Raw genomic sequence first — 14,516 nt, 5'->3', positions numbered from 1 at the left:
AAAGCGGTTATCCCGGCTTCGACGCCGTTGCCTGGCACGGCATCCTGGCGCCGGCCAATACGCCGCCCGCCATCGTCGGCAAGCTCAACCAGGAGATCGTGGCAGCGCTGAAGAATCCGGAAACCAGGGCGTTGCTCGAGAAGCAGGCCATGCAGATCGTCGGCAGTTCGCCGGAGGCCTTCGCCCGCTTCATCGAACGGGATATCGCGATCTGGAAGGAAGTGGCCGATCAGGCCAAGGTCGAGGTGAGATAGGCGTGCCTGCCGGGCCGCGGTAACCAGCGCTTACGCGTGCGCTCGGCAAAAACCCTTGCCTGACAACGGCGCGCGCCTGCCCTAAGATGCTCACCCGCGCCACGAAGGCATTGAACCAAGGGGATGAACTTGATGGCCCACGACGCACCCCAGGCGACCGGCCCGAGCAGGCTCGTGATCCGCAATATTGGGCTGTTGCTCTCGGGCGCCATGGAGAAGCCGATTCTCGATGCCGACACCGTCGTGGCCGATAACGGCAAGATATCAGCCATTGGCCGCGCCAGGGACATCGACACCGAGGGCGCCTCCACCATCGTCGACGCCAATGGCACCACCGTCGCGCCGGGGCTGATCGACAGCCACGTTCATCCCGTCGCCGGCGACTGGACGCCGCGGCAAAACCAGACCAGCTGGATCGACAGCTATCTCCACGGCGGCGTCACCACCATGATTTCCGCCGGCGAGGTTCACATGCCCGGCCGACCGCGCGATGTTGTCGGCGTCAAGGCGATGGCGATCTTTGCGCAGCGCTCGTTCTGGACGCTGCGTCCCGGCGGCGTGAAGGTCCATGCCGGCGCTCCCGTCATCGAAAACGAGATGGTCGAGGACGATTTCAGGGAATTGGCCGCGGCCGGCGTCAAGCTGCTCGGCGAGGTCGGGCTCGGCGGCGTCAAAGATGGGCCCACCGCGCGGAAAATGGTAGGATGGGCGCGCAAATACGGCATCCAGAGCACGATTCATACCGGCGGACCGTCGATCCCCGGCTCCGGTCTGATCGACAAGGACGTGGTGCTGGAGGCCGACACCGACGTGGTCGGCCATATCAACGGCGGCCACACCGCGCTCCCCGACGACCAGATCCGCTGCATCTGCGAGGGCTGCAAGCGCGGCCTCGAGCTGGTCCACAACGGCAACGAGCGCTCAGCGCTGTTCACGCTCCGCACCGCGCGCGAGATGGGCGATCTCGGCCGTATCATCCTCGGCACCGATGCGCCGGCGGGCTCCGGCGTGCAGCCGCTCGGAATTCTGCGGATGGTATCGCTATTGTCATCGCTGGGCGAGGTGCCCGCCGAAATCGCGTTCTGCTTTGCAACCGGCAACACCGCGCGGATGCGCGCGCTGGATTGCGGGATCATCGAGGTCGGCCGCGCCGCCGACTTCGTCATCATGGACAAGGCGCAGCATTCGCCCGGCAAAAACATCCTCGACAGCGTTCAGCTCGGCGACCTGCCCGGCATCGGCATGACCATCATCGACGGCATCGTCCGCACCCAGCGCAGCCGCAACACGCCGCCGGCAACGAGGGTGCCGGAGATCGTCGGGCATTGACCGATCTGAAGGTCCGGCACCGCGCATCACGGGCGCCAGGTCCGTCATGCCACGGCGGCATCTCCCATCTTGTCTTGCGTGTTCGTCTCGAAATCATGGGCGTCATGCCGCTCGTGCAACTGGCTGGAGGGCTCGCCCCAGGTGCGGTTGACCATGCGCCCCCGCTGCACCGCCGGGCGTTTGGCGATGGCGTCGGTCCAGCGCTGCACGTTGGCGTATTCCTGTACGGACAGGAACTCGCCGGCGCCATACAGCAGGCCCTTCGCGAGAGCGCCGTACCAGGGCCAGACCGCGATGTCGGCGATCGTATAGTCGTTGCCCGCGAGATATTCATTGTCCGAAAGACGGCGGTCGAGCACGTCGAGTTGACGCTTCACCTCCATCGCGAACCGGTCGATGGCATATTCGATCTTGGTCGGCGCGTAGGCGTAGAAGTGGCCAAACCCGCCGCCGAGATACGGTGCGCTGCCCATCTGCCAGAACAGCCAGGACAGGCATTCGGCGCGCGTTTTGGTGTCGGTCGGCAGCAATGCCCCGAACTTCTCGGCAAGATGCATCAGGATCGCGCCGGACTCGAATACCCTGATCGGGGAAGGCCCGCTGCGGTCCATCAGCGCCGGTATCTTGGAGTTCGGGTTCACCGCGACGAAGCCGCTGCCGAACTGGTTGCCGTCGATCCGGATCAGCCACGCGTCGTACTCCGCGCCACCATGACCGAGCGCCAGCAGCTCTTCCAGCATCACCGTGACTTTGACCCCGTTCGGCGTGGCCAGCGAATAAAGCTGCAGGGGATGGCGGCCGACCGGCAGCTCCTTGTCATGCGTCGGCCCCGCGATCGGGCGGTTGATGCTCGCGAACCTGCCCCCGCTCTCCTTGTTCCAGGTCCAGACTTTGGGCGGAACGTATTCGGACGGGTCGGTCATTTTCGGGCTCCGGGTGTCTGACGGGCTGCCAGTGGTCAACAAATTCCTGCAATTGGCAATCTCCAGGCGCGCGGTATCAGCCATGAAATCGACCGGAACGCTGGACCGCGACGCTTCCGTGTCCCCGCGTCCGCTGTTAGCCTTGCCCGAACCGAGGGGACGCCGCAAAGCGTTCTGGTCCATTCATTCGGGAAAAATCGGGAGGGAGATAGGGAATGTTTTCGCATGTGATGATCGGAACCAACGATCTGGAAAAAGCCAGGGCGTTCTATGACGCGTTGCTGGGCACCCTCGGTGTTGCTCCCGCGACGATCGACCGCCATCGCATCTTCTACCGAACCAGGTCCGGCGTCTTCTCGGTGTCGAAGCCGATCAACGGCAAGCCTGCGACCGCCGCCAATGGCGGCACCATCGGTTTTGCCGCGGGCTCGTCCGAGCAAGCCAACGCCTGGCACGCGGCCGGCATCGCCAATGGCGGGACAACCTGCGAAGACCCGCCAGGGGTGCGCGAGGGCCCCGCGGGCAAACTCTATATCGCCTATCTGCGTGATCCCGACGGCAACAAGATCTGCGCCCTGCACCGGATGGTCTGATCCCACGTTCGCTTCCTCGGGCGCGTGTTCGGTCATGTCCCCGATCAACGGGGCGGAAGCGGGATTTTGAAGATTTTGAAGCCTGCGATTTCGGGAAAACCCTCCGCCGCGTCCGCAGATACCAGAGCCAGGACCGCGGCCGGCACCTTTTCACTCATCAACTGGCTAACCGCCTTCGTTCGACCGCCGCTCAGTTTGATTTCAGACGCTCCTGCCCCCATGATCGCGACCCGGACATCATCTTTGAACGCGGCCTTCCTGTCATCGATCGCAATGTCTTTTCCAGTCAGATCGGAAACCGACTTGATTTCAGGGCGAGCCATCAGCAGGACAACCAGCGGGCCGGCGCTGCTGCTCACTAACGCCGGCATGGTCTTTTCGGTACCGCGAGGCGGTTCGGTTCTTGAACGATTCGAACGCTCGATATTCGCTTTCCGTGTCGGTCCCGGAACCGCCGTGATGGCCGTGATTTGCTCCGCGACTGCCGCGGCAGCCGTCACCTGCTGTATCGTTCGTCTGTTGAGATCGGCCGAGGCGTCAGCTGGAGGCTGCACTTGCGCGACCTTTGCCTGCGACCGCTTCGCGCAGCGCGCCATCGCTTTCGGCGAGCGCTGCCCAGCTATCGACGGCTTGTCATGGGACCAGGCTACGGGCACGCCGCCGCGGGCATGGACACGACAACGGTCATGCAGTGGAGCGAACATGATGATCATCACAAAGATCAGCGGTAGGTAGGGCACGATCATGGATGCACCTCTCATTGATCGCAGCTGCCGCCGCCTAACGACCAACGCTTGATTGCCAGCACCCCGCTGCATTCCTTCTTGAGCAACGGGTCGGGCGGTATTATGACCGTCATGCTTCCGCGGAAGTCGGCCGCGATGCCGGACGCAAGCTCGTCGCGTGTTCGGATTGAAGGCTTAAGCCCGGCGGCAATGAAACCAAACCGTGACCGCCAATTGCGCCCTCTTGTCTTTTGCCGCGCATGGCGCGTCGGCAATGTGGCCGTGAAGCGGCGCGCTTTTCGGAACCGGCACCTGACCGACGTCGGAGATTTTGGCGAATCCACGTTTTTACACCGGAAGCCGACGTCCGAAACCTCCGGTCCGGCTTCAGCAGGCCGATCAGCGCAGCTTGCTCAGCAGCCCGACCAGCGTCTCGCGCTCGCTCGCGTCGAGCGGCGCAAGCGTCTCCCTGGTGATCGCGAGCGCGTTCGGCGCCGTTTTTTCGGCAAGCTGCTGGCCCGCGCGCGTCAGGCTGACCAGCAGGCGCCGGCCGTCATCGGGATCGGCGCTGGTCTCGGTCAGGCCGCGCGCGGTCAAGCGGTCGACCACGCCCTTGATGGTGGCGACATCCATCGCCGTCAGCCGCCCGAGCTGATTTTGCGAGCATGGCCCGGTCTCGGCGAGTTTTGCGAGCGCCGCCCACTGCGTCGGCGTCAGGTTGATCCCGATCTCGCGGGCGAAGATCGTGGCGTGCCGCTGCCATACCTGACGCAGAATGAAGCCGATCTGCTCGTCGAGAATGTAGCACGGCTTTGGCAGCCTGGCGCTCCGTTTCGGCGAACCATCCCTGTTCATGGCAATCTCGCCTCTGTTCCTGCCGGCGCCGGTCACAACGACAGATGCGCGTCGCGAACGTCCGGCTGCGCGTCGAGTTCGCCCATCGTGCCGCCGAAGCAGATCCTGCCGCGCTCGATGATGTAGGCGCGGTCGGAGATCAGCCGCGCGAAATGCAGGTTCTGCTCGGAGACGACGATGCTGACCCCCTCCTTCTTCATGGCGAGGATGGCGTCGACCATCTGCTCGACGATTTTTGGCGACAACCCTTCCGAGGGCTCGTCGAGCAGCACCAGCGACGGGTTGCCCATCAGGGTTCGCGCGATCGTCAGCATCTGCTGCTCGCCGCCGCTCATGCGCCCGCCCGGGCGGGCGCGCATTTCGCCGAGGTTCGGAAACAGGGCGAACAGCTTGTCGCGGGTCCAGTGCGGCGCGTTCGGCCGCCGCTGTTGACGGCCGACTTCGAGATTTTCATCAACCGTCAGATCGGTGAAGATGCGCCGCTCTTCCGGCACATAGCCGAGCCCGCCGCGCACGATCGCATGCGTCGGCAGATCCGACACGTCCCTGCCCTCGAACACGATGCGGCCGGAGCGCTGCGCGACCAGCCCGACAATCGAACGGAAAGTGGTGGACTTGCCGGCGCCATTGCGCCCGAGCAGCGCGACCACCTCGCCGTCGCCGACCTCGAGCGCAATGTCGAACAGGATGTGCGCCGGGCCGTAAAAGCTGTTGAGGTCCTTGACGCTGAGCTTCATGGGCCCGCTCCCTCGCGGTGCCTGACGTCATAAACCAGGCCCTCGCCGAGATAGATGGCGCGGACCTGGCGGTTGCCGCGGACCTGCTCCGGCGTGCCCTCGGCGATCAGGGTGCCGCGATTGAGCACCAGGATGCGGTCGGCGTGCTCGAACACCACGTCCATGTCATGCTCGGTGAAGAGAACGCCGATCGATTGCGCGCGGGCGATGCGCGCCGTGAGCCGCATCAATTCGATGCGATCGCGCGGCGCCATGCCGGCGGTCGGCTCGTCCATCAGCAACAGCCTTGGCTCGTTGGCGAGCGCGATCGCGAGCTCCAGGCGCTTGAGGTCGCCATAGGCGAGTTCGCCGCAGGGTCGTTCGGCATAGGCGCCCATGCCGACGAGGTCCAGCAGGCGGTCGGCTTCGTCGCGCGCGAAATGCGCGGTCGAGGCCCAGAGATTGAACAATTGCCCGCCATACGACACGAGCGCGACCTGCACGTTCTCGCGCACCGTCATGGTCGGGAATGTCGCGGTGATCTGGAAGGTGCGTCCCACACCCAGCCGCCAGATCGCACGCGGTTTCCGGCCCGCCGTGTCCTCGCCGAGCAGGTTGATCCGGCCGCTGTCGGGAATGTTCTGCCCGTTGAGCATGTCAAAACAGGTGCTTTTTCCCGCGCCGTTCGGCCCGATCAGCGCCAGGATTTCGCCGGCCCGCAGTTCGAACGAGACGCTGCGCACGGCATGAACGCCGCCATAGGATTTGCTCAGGTTCTCGACCGACAGCAATGTGGGAACCATGCTCATTCGGCGGTCTCGATCCGGGACGTAAGCAGCGCTGATGTTGACGAAGAGGCCTGGCGGCGATTCCTGATCGTTTCCAGCATGCCGACGATGCCCTTCGGGAAGGCGACCACGATCAGGACGATGAAGCCGCCGAGCACGAGCTTGGAGAGATCGGTCTGGCTCACCAGCCAGATGTTGAGCGCCTTGTAGACGATGGCGCCAACCACCGCGCCCGAAACCGTCTCGACGCCGCCAAGCAGCACCATCACCAGCGCATCGACCGAGAGCGAGATGCCGAGACTGTCGGGAAACACGCTGCCCTTGAGGTAAGCGAACAGCGCGCCTCCAAATCCGGCGACGGTGCCCGCGATCGCGAAGGCGGTCCACTGGATGCGCTTGGCGTTGATGCCGATGGCCTCGCTGCGCAGCGGAGAGTCGCGCGTCGCCCGCAGCGCGAAACCGAACGGAGAGAAGACGATGATGCGGAGCCCGGCCACCGCAATCGCGGCTATCCCAAGCGACAGCCAGTAGAAATTCGCCGGGCTTGCCGCCCATTTCTCCGGCCATACGCCGAGAATGCCATTGTCGCCGCCGGTCACCGCGACCCACTGGAACGCGATCGACCAGACGATCTGCGCGAACGCCAATGTCAGCATCGCGAAATAGACGCCGGACAGCTGCACGGCGAAGAAGCCGAACACCGCCGCGCCGAGCAGTCCGAGCAGCGGACCGAGCATGAGTGAGGCGATCATCGGCAGACCCGCCATCTTGGCGAGGAACGCCACGCCATAGGCGCCGAGACCGAAATAGGCGGCATGGCCGAACGAGGCGAGCCCGCCGACCGACATCAGGAAGTGCAGGCTCGCGGCGAAGATCACGAAGATCGCGATCTCGGAGCCGACCGTGAGCGCATAATTGCCACCGACCAGCGGCAGCGCCGCCGCCACCATCAATGCGGCAAGCGAAGCCAGCCGTTCGCGCGAGGTGAGCGGACGCCAGGGATTGACGGTCAAGCCCGGCGTGCGGCGCGCGGGCGCTTCCGGCTTGCCGAACAGCCCCCATGGCCGCACGACCAGCACCACCGCCATCACCAGGAACACCAGGATGATCGAGATCTTCGGAAAGATCAGGATGCCGAACGCGTTGAGTTCCGATACCAAGACCGCGGCGACGAAGGCGCCGATGATGCTGCCGAGGCCGCCGATCACCACCACTACGAACACTTCGACGATGATCCGCAGATCCATGGCGTGATGAACCGCGTCGCGCGGAATTTGCAGCGCACCGCCGAGGGCGGCGAGAAAGACGCCGACGGCAAACACGCTGGTGAACAGCCATTTCTGATTGACGCCGAGCGCGGCCACCATGTCGCGGTCCTGCGTCGCGGCGCGCACCAGAATGCCCCAGCGCGTGCGCTGGAACAACAGCCAGAGCACGCCGAGCACGACCGGACTGAGCGCGATCAGGAACAGATCGTAGCTCGGAATGTTCTGGCCGAAGAAATCGACCGCACCCCTGAAGCCGGGGGCGCGGCGGCCGAGCAGATCGCTCGGACCCCAGATCAGGACCACCAGGTCCTCGACCATCAGGGTCAGGCCGAAGGTCGCGAGCAATTGAAACAATTCCGGCGAATGGTAGATCCGCCGCAGCAGCACCATCTCGACCAGAACACCGATCACGGCGACGATCAGCGCCGCGGCAACGATGCCGCCCCAAAATCCCAACGTGCCGGAAAATCGCTCGGTCAGGGTGAACGCCACATAGGCGCCGAGCATGTAGAACGCGCCATGGGCGAAATTGACGATCCGCGTCACGCCGAAGATGATCGACAGCCCCGATGCGACCAGAAACAGCGAGGCGGCGCTGGCAAGACCAGTCAGGAACTGGACGAAGTAAAAGGCCACTGGCGGTCCGCGTTTTTGTGCAATCGCGTCAAGACAGATTCGCGCGAGGGCGTTCGACTTAGCCTCTCCCCGCTTGCGGGGAGAGGCCGAAATTCAAGCGCAGCCTGGATTTCGGGTGAGGGGGACTCTCCACACACTCGCTCGCGGAAAGTCCCCCTCACCCAACCCTCTCCCCGCAAGCGGTGAGAGGGAGATAGAGGCTCACTCCCTCGGACGGAGTTTTTCGATCTCGGCGTCGCCCGGCAGATAATCGGCGCCCTTGCGGTAGACCGAATCGACCATCACGCCCTTGCCGTCCTTCAGCGCGGTCTTGCCGACGAAGGCGCCGAGCGTCGACTGGTGATCGATCTTGCGGAAGGTCATCTCGCCGAACGGTGAGGGCAGCGACAATCCTTCGGCCGCCGCGATCAGCTTGTCCGGATCGGTCGAGTTGGCCTTGGCGAGGATCGCGGCGGCCGACTTGATGGTCTGGTAGCCGACGATCGAGCCGAGCCGCGGATAGTCGTTGTACTTGCCTTGATAGGCCTTGAGGAATGCGTCATGTTCCGGCGTCTTGATCGCGTACCAGGGATAACCGGTGACGATCCAGCCTTCGGGCGTCTCTTCCTTCAGCGGATCGAGATATTCGGGCTCGCCGGTGAGGAAGGAGACCACCTTGCGGTCTTTGAAAAGACCACGCGTATTGCCTTCGCGCACGAATTTCACCAGATCTGCGCCGAAGGTGACGTTGAGGATCGCTTCCGGATTGGCGGCGGCCACCGCCTGCACCACCGGGCCTGCGTCGATCTTGCCCTGCGGCGGCCACTGCTCGTCGACCCACTGAATGTCCGGACGCTTCTCCGACATCAGCTTCTTGAATACCGCGACCGCGGACTGGCCGTATTCATAGTTCGGCGCGATCGTCGCCCACCGTTTTGCAGGCAGCTTCGCGGCTTCCTCCACCAGCATCGCCGCCTGCATGTAGTTGGAAGGCCGCAGGCGGAACGTATAGCGGTTGCCTTTCGCCCAGGTGATGGCGTCGGTCAGGGGCTCGGCGGCAAGGAAGAACACCCTCTTCTGGTTGGCGAAGTCGCTGACCGCGAGCCCGATATTGGACAGGAACGTGCCGGTCAGCATCGCCACGTTTTCGCTCGACACCAGTTCATTGGCGGCGGTCTGGGCGTCGGCCGGCTTGCCGCCGTCATCCTTGGAGACGACGACGAGCTTCTTGCCGTTGATGCCGCCGGCGGCGTTGATCTCTTCAAGCGCGAGCTGCCAGCCCTTGCGATAGGGCTCGGTGAAGGCGGGCAACAGCGAATAGCTGTTGATCTCGCCGATCTTGATCTCGCTCTGCGCCATGGCGGTATCCGCCGTGGCGGCGAGCAGAACCGCGGACGCTGCCCCCAAAATATATCCGCTCCTTCGCATCCCTCACCTCCCATGTTGAAGAAACTATCGAAGACCGTCTTCGCCCTTGATCTCTGCAACCGTCAATCCGCCGACCCGCGGCAGCGGCCGGCCGCTGTCGGTGACGGCGACCGCGACCATGATCTCGTTGGCGCGCGGCGCGTCATTGATCTGCACTTCCATGCCGTCGAAATGGCTGCGCACAAAGGCCGCGTCCTTGTGGCCGAGCGGAATGTCGAGCGTCGTTCCCGGACCGCCGCGCTTTTTCGACGACGGGATCAGCGCCGCGCCCTTGCCCAACACCTTGCGCACCGGCGCGCCCATCCTGGGATGCAGGATCGCGGCCGCGTGCTCGAGCTCGCCGTTTTCGCCGACCGCCGCCGCCTTGCCGTAGCTGTGCGCCCTGGCGCCGTCGATCCCGAGCGCGGCGACCGCCTTTTTTGACAGCAGTTCGCCGAGTTCCTCGCCGATCGCGATCAACGGCGAGAGGTCCTCGACATACCGGCCGGCAAAGGGGTTTTCGATCACGGCGATCGCCGCCGCGCGGCGGGTCGGCGGGGCGACCTTCTGCCCCATCTCCAGACGGGTCTCCTCGACCACCGTGACGATTTTGCGAATGATCGCGCTCATCTCTGTCGGCCTTGCTCCGGGTCAGGCATGGATCGCACCTTCCATCGCACGTTCATCGAGGGGTTGCGAGATGCCCGGCACGATCCTTCGCGTTCCTACGATGACAATCTCGCCGAGCAGGCGCAATGCCGCGCCTTCGATCAAGTCAGCCATCAGCAGCTGACGCGCGTGCTGCGCGCCGGCTTCGAGCGCGGCCTCGATCTCATGGCCGGACAATTGGCCGACATCCCGGGTGACGAGGCGCGGGCCGAGGTCGCTATCGACCTGTAGCTCATTCGCCGGGCAACGAATGATGGCCGGATGCCCGGGCAGATCGACGGCATTGGCAATGATGGTGGCCGCGGCGTCGGCTTGCGACGCCGTCCGCGCCAGCACGGTGACGGCGTCGGCGATGCCGAGCGAAAAGCTTCGTCCATGGCGCCCGCTGGTCGCCACGCCTCGCGCAGGGTCATCGGCGTCGACGGTCATCGTCCGCATCACGCCATGCCGATCCGGCCGATCCATCAGGCCGATCGAAAACTGTTCGCCGGCAGCCAAATGCAGCGCGATGTCGCCGCCATTATTGACGTAAGCGCGATCGAGCCGCGCCGCATCCACCATGGCGCCCAAAATCTCTTCCGCCACGGCGCCAGCCACCGCGGCCATCGGCGTGATGAAATGATCCGCGGCGAAGGGCGCCACCGCCGCATGCATGCGGCGCGCGACCATCCCTCGCAGCCGGCACCGCGCCGGGTCGGCGGCCTTGCGCAATTCCGTAAGTTCTTCGCAGAGCTCATCGAGCAAGCCGGCAAAACGCCTCGCCGCGGCGTCATGGGCAGCGTGGACATGCGCTTGCTCGCCGCCCGCCTCCACGATCAGATCGATCGGGCCGTCCTGCAAATGCAGCCGCCTGCCGTCGGCGAGAGGCGCGATCTGCGGGCGCCGTTTCATGCGCGACGCCCCGGCATGTACGGCATCGACCGGAGCTCGGTACTGTCCCGCAACGAGGCGAGCGGGCGGACATAATCCATGTGGCCGCCCAGCGCGGCATAATCAGACAGTTTCAGCGTGAACTCGATCGGCGCGACCAGCGCCGGCGTCGGAACGTAACCGAACGCACCCGCCGGCATCTGCGTGACGTCGACCATGAAGGTGATGCCGCCGCCCGGCCACACATAGACCGGCGCGCCGCCGCTGGTCACCCGCGTCAGCGCCTCTTTCACCGACCGCGTCAGGCGCACCGGGTTGTCGGTGACGCCGGCGCGCAGCGAACCGCCGGCCCCGCCCATGAACAGCACCGTACAGAGCGCCGGTTCGCAGTTCTCCTGGATTCGCTCGACCGACCGTTTGAGATCGAGCGGCATCGGCTTTTCGATCGGCCGCAACGCTTCGTCGAGTTGGTAATATGCCGCATGTTCTCCGGTGGTCGAGACCATCAGCATGGTCATGCCCGGCCGCGCCGTCCTGGAATCGAACGGGCCGAGCACCGACAACGGATCGGAAATTTTTGTGCCGCCCCAGCCGGTGCCAGGCTCGGCGACCTGGAAATAACGGCCCGGCGTCGACCGCCGGCCCTTCATCTTGATTCCGGTGTCGGGAATATCCAGCAGCTTGCCGGCCTGATGCTCACTGAGAACCCCGGTGATGTGGTCATCGACGACCACGACCTCATCGACCTTGCCGTGCCACTGCTTGGCGAACATGCCGATGGTGGCCGAGCCGCAGCCGACCCGCATCCGCTCTTCCGCAACACCATTGACGATCGGCGGACCGCCTGCCTGCAGCACCACCGTCGCGCCGCCGTCGATGGTGAGTTCGACCGGCTTGCAGTTGCTCAGCGCCATCAGCGCGTCGCAGGTGACGCGTCCCTCCTTCTTGGAGCCGCCGGTGAGATGATGCACGCCGCCGAGCGACAGCATCTGCGAGCCATATTCGCTGGTGGTGACGTGGCCGATCGCCTCGCCCTGCGCGCGAACCGTCGCCGTCTCCGGCCCGAGATAGCGGTCGGTGTCGATCTTCACCTTGACGCCGCAATAGCTGAAGATGCCTTCGGTCACGACGGTGACCATGTCGACGCCATCGATCTCGGACGAAACGATAAAGGGCGCGGGTTTGTAGTCAGGATAGGTCGTGCCCGCACCGATCGCGGTCACGAAAACATTCGGCTGATGGACGATCTTGCCGTCCCAGTCGCCGCCGGTCTGGAATGGCACCAGCCGCCCGCCATGCGATACCGTGCGCTCCAGCACGATGTGCGGATCGACCCGCACCAGGTCGCCATTGTGATTGGCGTAGCGGTCGCAGGCGCCCGCCGCGCCCGGCTTGATGTAGCACATCACCGGGCAGGCATCGCAGCGGATCTTGTCGCCGGTCGCCGTGGTCGTCGCCTCTGTCGCCATGAACACGCCTGCTCTGGGGCAGCTTCGATCATACCCTGTTTTCAGCCGCCGGGTATTTTGTTCGTATACGAATGATCCTGCGCGCCGGCGAAAAACCTGTCAAGCGGCGCGGCAAGCGAAAAATCGCCGCGGCCCGGCGCCGTTGTTCATAGAGCCGGCAAGGCGCGACGACCGCGACACCCCGGCTTGCACGTTTGCATGCAAACGGTATCTTCCTCGCAGGCCTGATGCGAGAGTTTGCGGCGCAAACGGCCAATGTCAGGGGATAGGGAACACGATGCGCCTGACGGTCAACGGCAACATCCATGATGTCGACGCCGCTCCCGACACCGCCTTGCTCCATGTGCTGCGCAACGACCTCGAACTGAACGGCCCGAAATATGGCTGCGGGCTCGGCGAGTGCGGCGCCTGCACCGTGCTGATCGACGGCGCCGCAGCGCGTGCCTGCGTGATCCCGATCGAAGGCTGCGCCGGGCGCGATATCGTCACCCTTGAAGGCCTCGGCTCGCGCGAAAATCCCGATCCGGTGCAGGATGCCTTCATCAAGGAACAGGCCGCGCAATGCGGCTACTGCCTCAACGGCATGATCATGAGCATCAGGGCATTGCTGAACCGCAACCCGCGTCCCACCGAAGCCGAAGTGCTGGAATCGCTTCGATATCATCTGTGCCGGTGCGGCGCCCATATCGAGATCATGCGGGCGGCGATGCGCGCGGCGGGCCTGGTGGCAGAGGCCCGCGATTGATGGCGGCAGCGGACTCTCCAGCGGATCGTGAGCGACAGCAGGGATCATTGTCCGTTATCCGTCCCGCCGAGTCCGGCGCGGGAAGTGGATTCGAAACCTTCGTCAAGATCACCGCCGACGGCTCGGTCACCGCCTATAACGGCCATGTCGATCTTGGAACCGGCATTCGCACTGCGCTCGGACAGATCGTCGCGGAAGAACTCGACGTATCCTTCGCCCGTGTGGTTGTCGTGCTGGGAGATACGTCCGAGGTTCCAAATCAAGGCGCGACGATCGCGAGCGAAACCATCCAGATCACGGCCGTGCCGCTGCGCCAGGCCGCGGCACAGGCCCGGCAGTTTCTGATCGCGCGCGCGGCGGAACGGCTCGAACTGCCGGTCGGAGAACTCTCGATCGAGGACGGCCTGATCCGCGGCAAGGATAATCGCAGCGTCAGCTATGGCGAGCTGATATCAGAGCAAACCATCCGCCTCGAACTGACGGACGACGTCCCCGTCAAAGCCGTCGGCGCCTACACCATCGTCGGGCAATCGGTGCCGCGCGTCGATCTCGCAGCGAAGGCGACCGGCGAACTGGTCTATGTTCACGACGTTCGCGTGCCCGGCATGCTGCACGGCCGCGTGGTGCGCCCGCCCTACGCCGGCGTCGATGCCGGCGCGTTCGTCGGCACCAGCCTGATCGCGGTCGACGAAACCTCGGTGCGCGATATTCGGGGGCTGGTCGCCGTGGTCAGGATCGGCGATTTCGTCGGCGTCGTCGCCGCGCGGGAGGAGAACGCGATCAAGGCGGCCGCGCAATTGAAGGTCATGTGGAAGCCGGTGCCGACGCTGCCCGATCTCGAGGACGTCGCGACCGCGCTGCGCGCCAATCCATCGACGCCGCGAACCCTGATCGACAAGGGCGATGTCGATGCCGCGATTGCGGCTGCCGACAAGCCGATGGCGCGGACCTATGTCTGGCCCTACCAGATGCACGCGTCGATCGGCCCGTCCTGCGCGGTCGCGGATTTTCAGGACGGCCACATCCGCGTCTGGTCCGGCACGCAAAATCCCCACCTCTTGCGCGCGGACCTTGCGCTCCTGATCGAACGGCCCGAAGCCGAAATCGAGGTGATCCGGATGGAAGCCGCCGGCTGTTACGGCCGCAACTGCGCCGACGACGTTTCCGCCGATGCACTGTTGCTGTCGCGCGCGGTCGGCCGCCCCGTCCGCGTGCAATTGACCAGGGAACAGGAACACGCGTGGGAGCCGAAGGGCACGGCGCAACTGATGGACGTCAAAGGCGGCCTGA

At 64.8% G+C, this 14,516-nt stretch carries 15 protein-coding genes; 5 read left to right on the top strand and 10 right to left on the bottom strand.

What is annotated here, in order from left to right:
- A partial coding sequence (locus WCE35_RS03325) for a tripartite tricarboxylate transporter substrate-binding protein (RefSeq protein WP_424591919.1) occupies positions 1-254 on the top strand: 254 nt, incomplete at its 5' end.
- Positions 255-386: 132 nt separating this feature from the next.
- A complete protein-coding gene (locus WCE35_RS03320) occupies positions 387-1,583 on the top strand; it encodes an amidohydrolase family protein (RefSeq protein ID WP_424591918.1) in 1,197 nt (398 codons plus the stop codon).
- A 44-nt stretch (positions 1,584-1,627) separates the two neighbouring features.
- Here the strand turns inward: WCE35_RS03320 and yghU are convergent, their stop codons facing one another.
- Entirely contained in the window at positions 1,628-2,506 is an 879-nt protein-coding gene (yghU, locus tag WCE35_RS03315) for a glutathione-dependent disulfide-bond oxidoreductase (RefSeq protein ID WP_424591917.1), read from the bottom strand.
- Between the two features lie 215 nt (positions 2,507-2,721).
- Between yghU and WCE35_RS03310 the strand changes: the two genes are divergently transcribed.
- Positions 2,722-3,099, top strand: a complete 378-nt coding sequence (locus WCE35_RS03310) for a VOC family protein (RefSeq protein ID WP_424591916.1) — start codon at positions 2,722-2,724, stop codon at positions 3,097-3,099.
- Between the two features lie 44 nt (positions 3,100-3,143).
- Here the strand turns inward: WCE35_RS03310 and WCE35_RS03305 are convergent, their stop codons facing one another.
- From WCE35_RS03305 to WCE35_RS03265, 9 genes are all read right to left on the bottom strand, one after another.
- Positions 3,144-3,845 (bottom strand): hypothetical protein, encoded by a 702-nt coding sequence (locus tag WCE35_RS03305; protein WP_424591915.1) that lies wholly within the window; start codon positions 3,843-3,845, stop codon positions 3,144-3,146.
- A gap of 378 nt (positions 3,846-4,223) precedes the next feature.
- On the bottom strand, positions 4,224-4,679 hold the full coding sequence (locus WCE35_RS03300) for a MarR family winged helix-turn-helix transcriptional regulator (protein WP_424591914.1): 456 nt from the start codon (positions 4,677-4,679) through the stop codon (positions 4,224-4,226).
- Between the two features lie 32 nt (positions 4,680-4,711).
- Entirely contained in the window at positions 4,712-5,416 is a 705-nt protein-coding gene (locus tag WCE35_RS03295) for an ABC transporter ATP-binding protein (protein WP_424591913.1), read from the bottom strand.
- Positions 5,413-6,204, bottom strand: a complete 792-nt coding sequence (locus tag WCE35_RS03290; protein WP_424591912.1) for an ABC transporter ATP-binding protein — start codon at positions 6,202-6,204, stop codon at positions 5,413-5,415. Before WCE35_RS03290 ends, WCE35_RS03295 begins: the two co-directional genes overlap by 4 nt.
- Positions 6,201-8,087, bottom strand: coding sequence for an ABC transporter permease (locus tag WCE35_RS03285; protein WP_424591911.1), 1,887 nt, complete (start codon positions 8,085-8,087; stop codon positions 6,201-6,203). The genes WCE35_RS03290 and WCE35_RS03285 overlap by 4 nt, the downstream gene beginning before the upstream one ends.
- 201 nt (positions 8,088-8,288) lie before the next feature.
- A complete protein-coding gene (locus tag WCE35_RS03280; protein ID WP_424591910.1) occupies positions 8,289-9,494 on the bottom strand; it encodes an ABC transporter substrate-binding protein in 1,206 nt (401 codons plus the stop codon).
- A 24-nt stretch (positions 9,495-9,518) separates the two neighbouring features.
- Positions 9,519-10,103, bottom strand: coding sequence for an amino acid synthesis family protein (locus WCE35_RS03275; RefSeq protein ID WP_424591909.1), 585 nt, complete (start codon positions 10,101-10,103; stop codon positions 9,519-9,521).
- Positions 10,104-10,124: 21 nt separating this feature from the next.
- Positions 10,125-11,033, bottom strand: a complete 909-nt coding sequence (locus tag WCE35_RS03270; protein WP_424591908.1) for a UPF0280 family protein — start codon at positions 11,031-11,033, stop codon at positions 10,125-10,127.
- Positions 11,030-12,481: a 6-hydroxynicotinate reductase gene (locus WCE35_RS03265; RefSeq protein WP_424591907.1), complete on the bottom strand. Its 1,452-nt coding sequence runs from the start codon at positions 12,479-12,481 to the stop codon at positions 11,030-11,032. The genes WCE35_RS03270 and WCE35_RS03265 overlap by 4 nt, the downstream gene beginning before the upstream one ends.
- Before the next feature lie 277 nt (positions 12,482-12,758).
- Between WCE35_RS03265 and WCE35_RS03260 the strand changes: the two genes are divergently transcribed.
- Entirely contained in the window at positions 12,759-13,226 is a 468-nt protein-coding gene (locus tag WCE35_RS03260) for a (2Fe-2S)-binding protein (RefSeq protein WP_424591906.1), read from the top strand.
- Positions 13,226-14,516, top strand: a 1,291-nt coding sequence (locus WCE35_RS03255; protein WP_424591905.1) for a molybdopterin cofactor-binding domain-containing protein, incomplete at its 3' end; no start/stop codon positions are given. The genes WCE35_RS03260 and WCE35_RS03255, both read left to right, overlap by 1 nt.

Source organism: Bradyrhizobium sp. (assembly GCF_049691595.1).
Taxonomy (GTDB): Bacteria; Pseudomonadota; Alphaproteobacteria; order Rhizobiales; family Xanthobacteraceae; genus Bradyrhizobium.
This window is presented reverse-complemented; position numbering and strand designations above follow the sequence as displayed.

Coding starts and splice junctions, on each gene's coding strand:
- WCE35_RS03260 (WP_424591906.1), top strand. CDS start 12,759: ATGCGCCTGACGGTCAACGGCAACATCCATGATGTCGACGCCGCTCCC.
- WCE35_RS03295 (WP_424591913.1), bottom strand. CDS start 5,416: ATGAAGCTCAGCGTCAAGGACCTCAACAGCTTTTACGGCCCGGCGCAC.
- WCE35_RS03265 (WP_424591907.1), bottom strand. CDS start 12,481: ATGGCGACAGAGGCGACGACCACGGCGACCGGCGACAAGATCCGCTGC.
- WCE35_RS03305 (WP_424591915.1), bottom strand. CDS start 3,845: ATGATCGTGCCCTACCTACCGCTGATCTTTGTGATGATCATCATGTTC.
- WCE35_RS03275 (WP_424591909.1), bottom strand. CDS start 10,103: ATGAGCGCGATCATTCGCAAAATCGTCACGGTGGTCGAGGAGACCCGT.
- WCE35_RS03280 (WP_424591910.1), bottom strand. CDS start 9,494: ATGCGAAGGAGCGGATATATTTTGGGGGCAGCGTCCGCGGTTCTGCTC.
- yghU (WP_424591917.1), bottom strand. CDS start 2,506: ATGACCGACCCGTCCGAATACGTTCCGCCCAAAGTCTGGACCTGGAAC.
- WCE35_RS03300 (WP_424591914.1), bottom strand. CDS start 4,679: ATGAACAGGGATGGTTCGCCGAAACGGAGCGCCAGGCTGCCAAAGCCG.
- WCE35_RS03270 (WP_424591908.1), bottom strand. CDS start 11,033: ATGAAACGGCGCCCGCAGATCGCGCCTCTCGCCGACGGCAGGCGGCTG.
- WCE35_RS03310 (WP_424591916.1), top strand. CDS start 2,722: ATGTTTTCGCATGTGATGATCGGAACCAACGATCTGGAAAAAGCCAGG.
- WCE35_RS03320 (WP_424591918.1), top strand. CDS start 387: ATGGCCCACGACGCACCCCAGGCGACCGGCCCGAGCAGGCTCGTGATC.
- WCE35_RS03290 (WP_424591912.1), bottom strand. CDS start 6,204: ATGAGCATGGTTCCCACATTGCTGTCGGTCGAGAACCTGAGCAAATCC.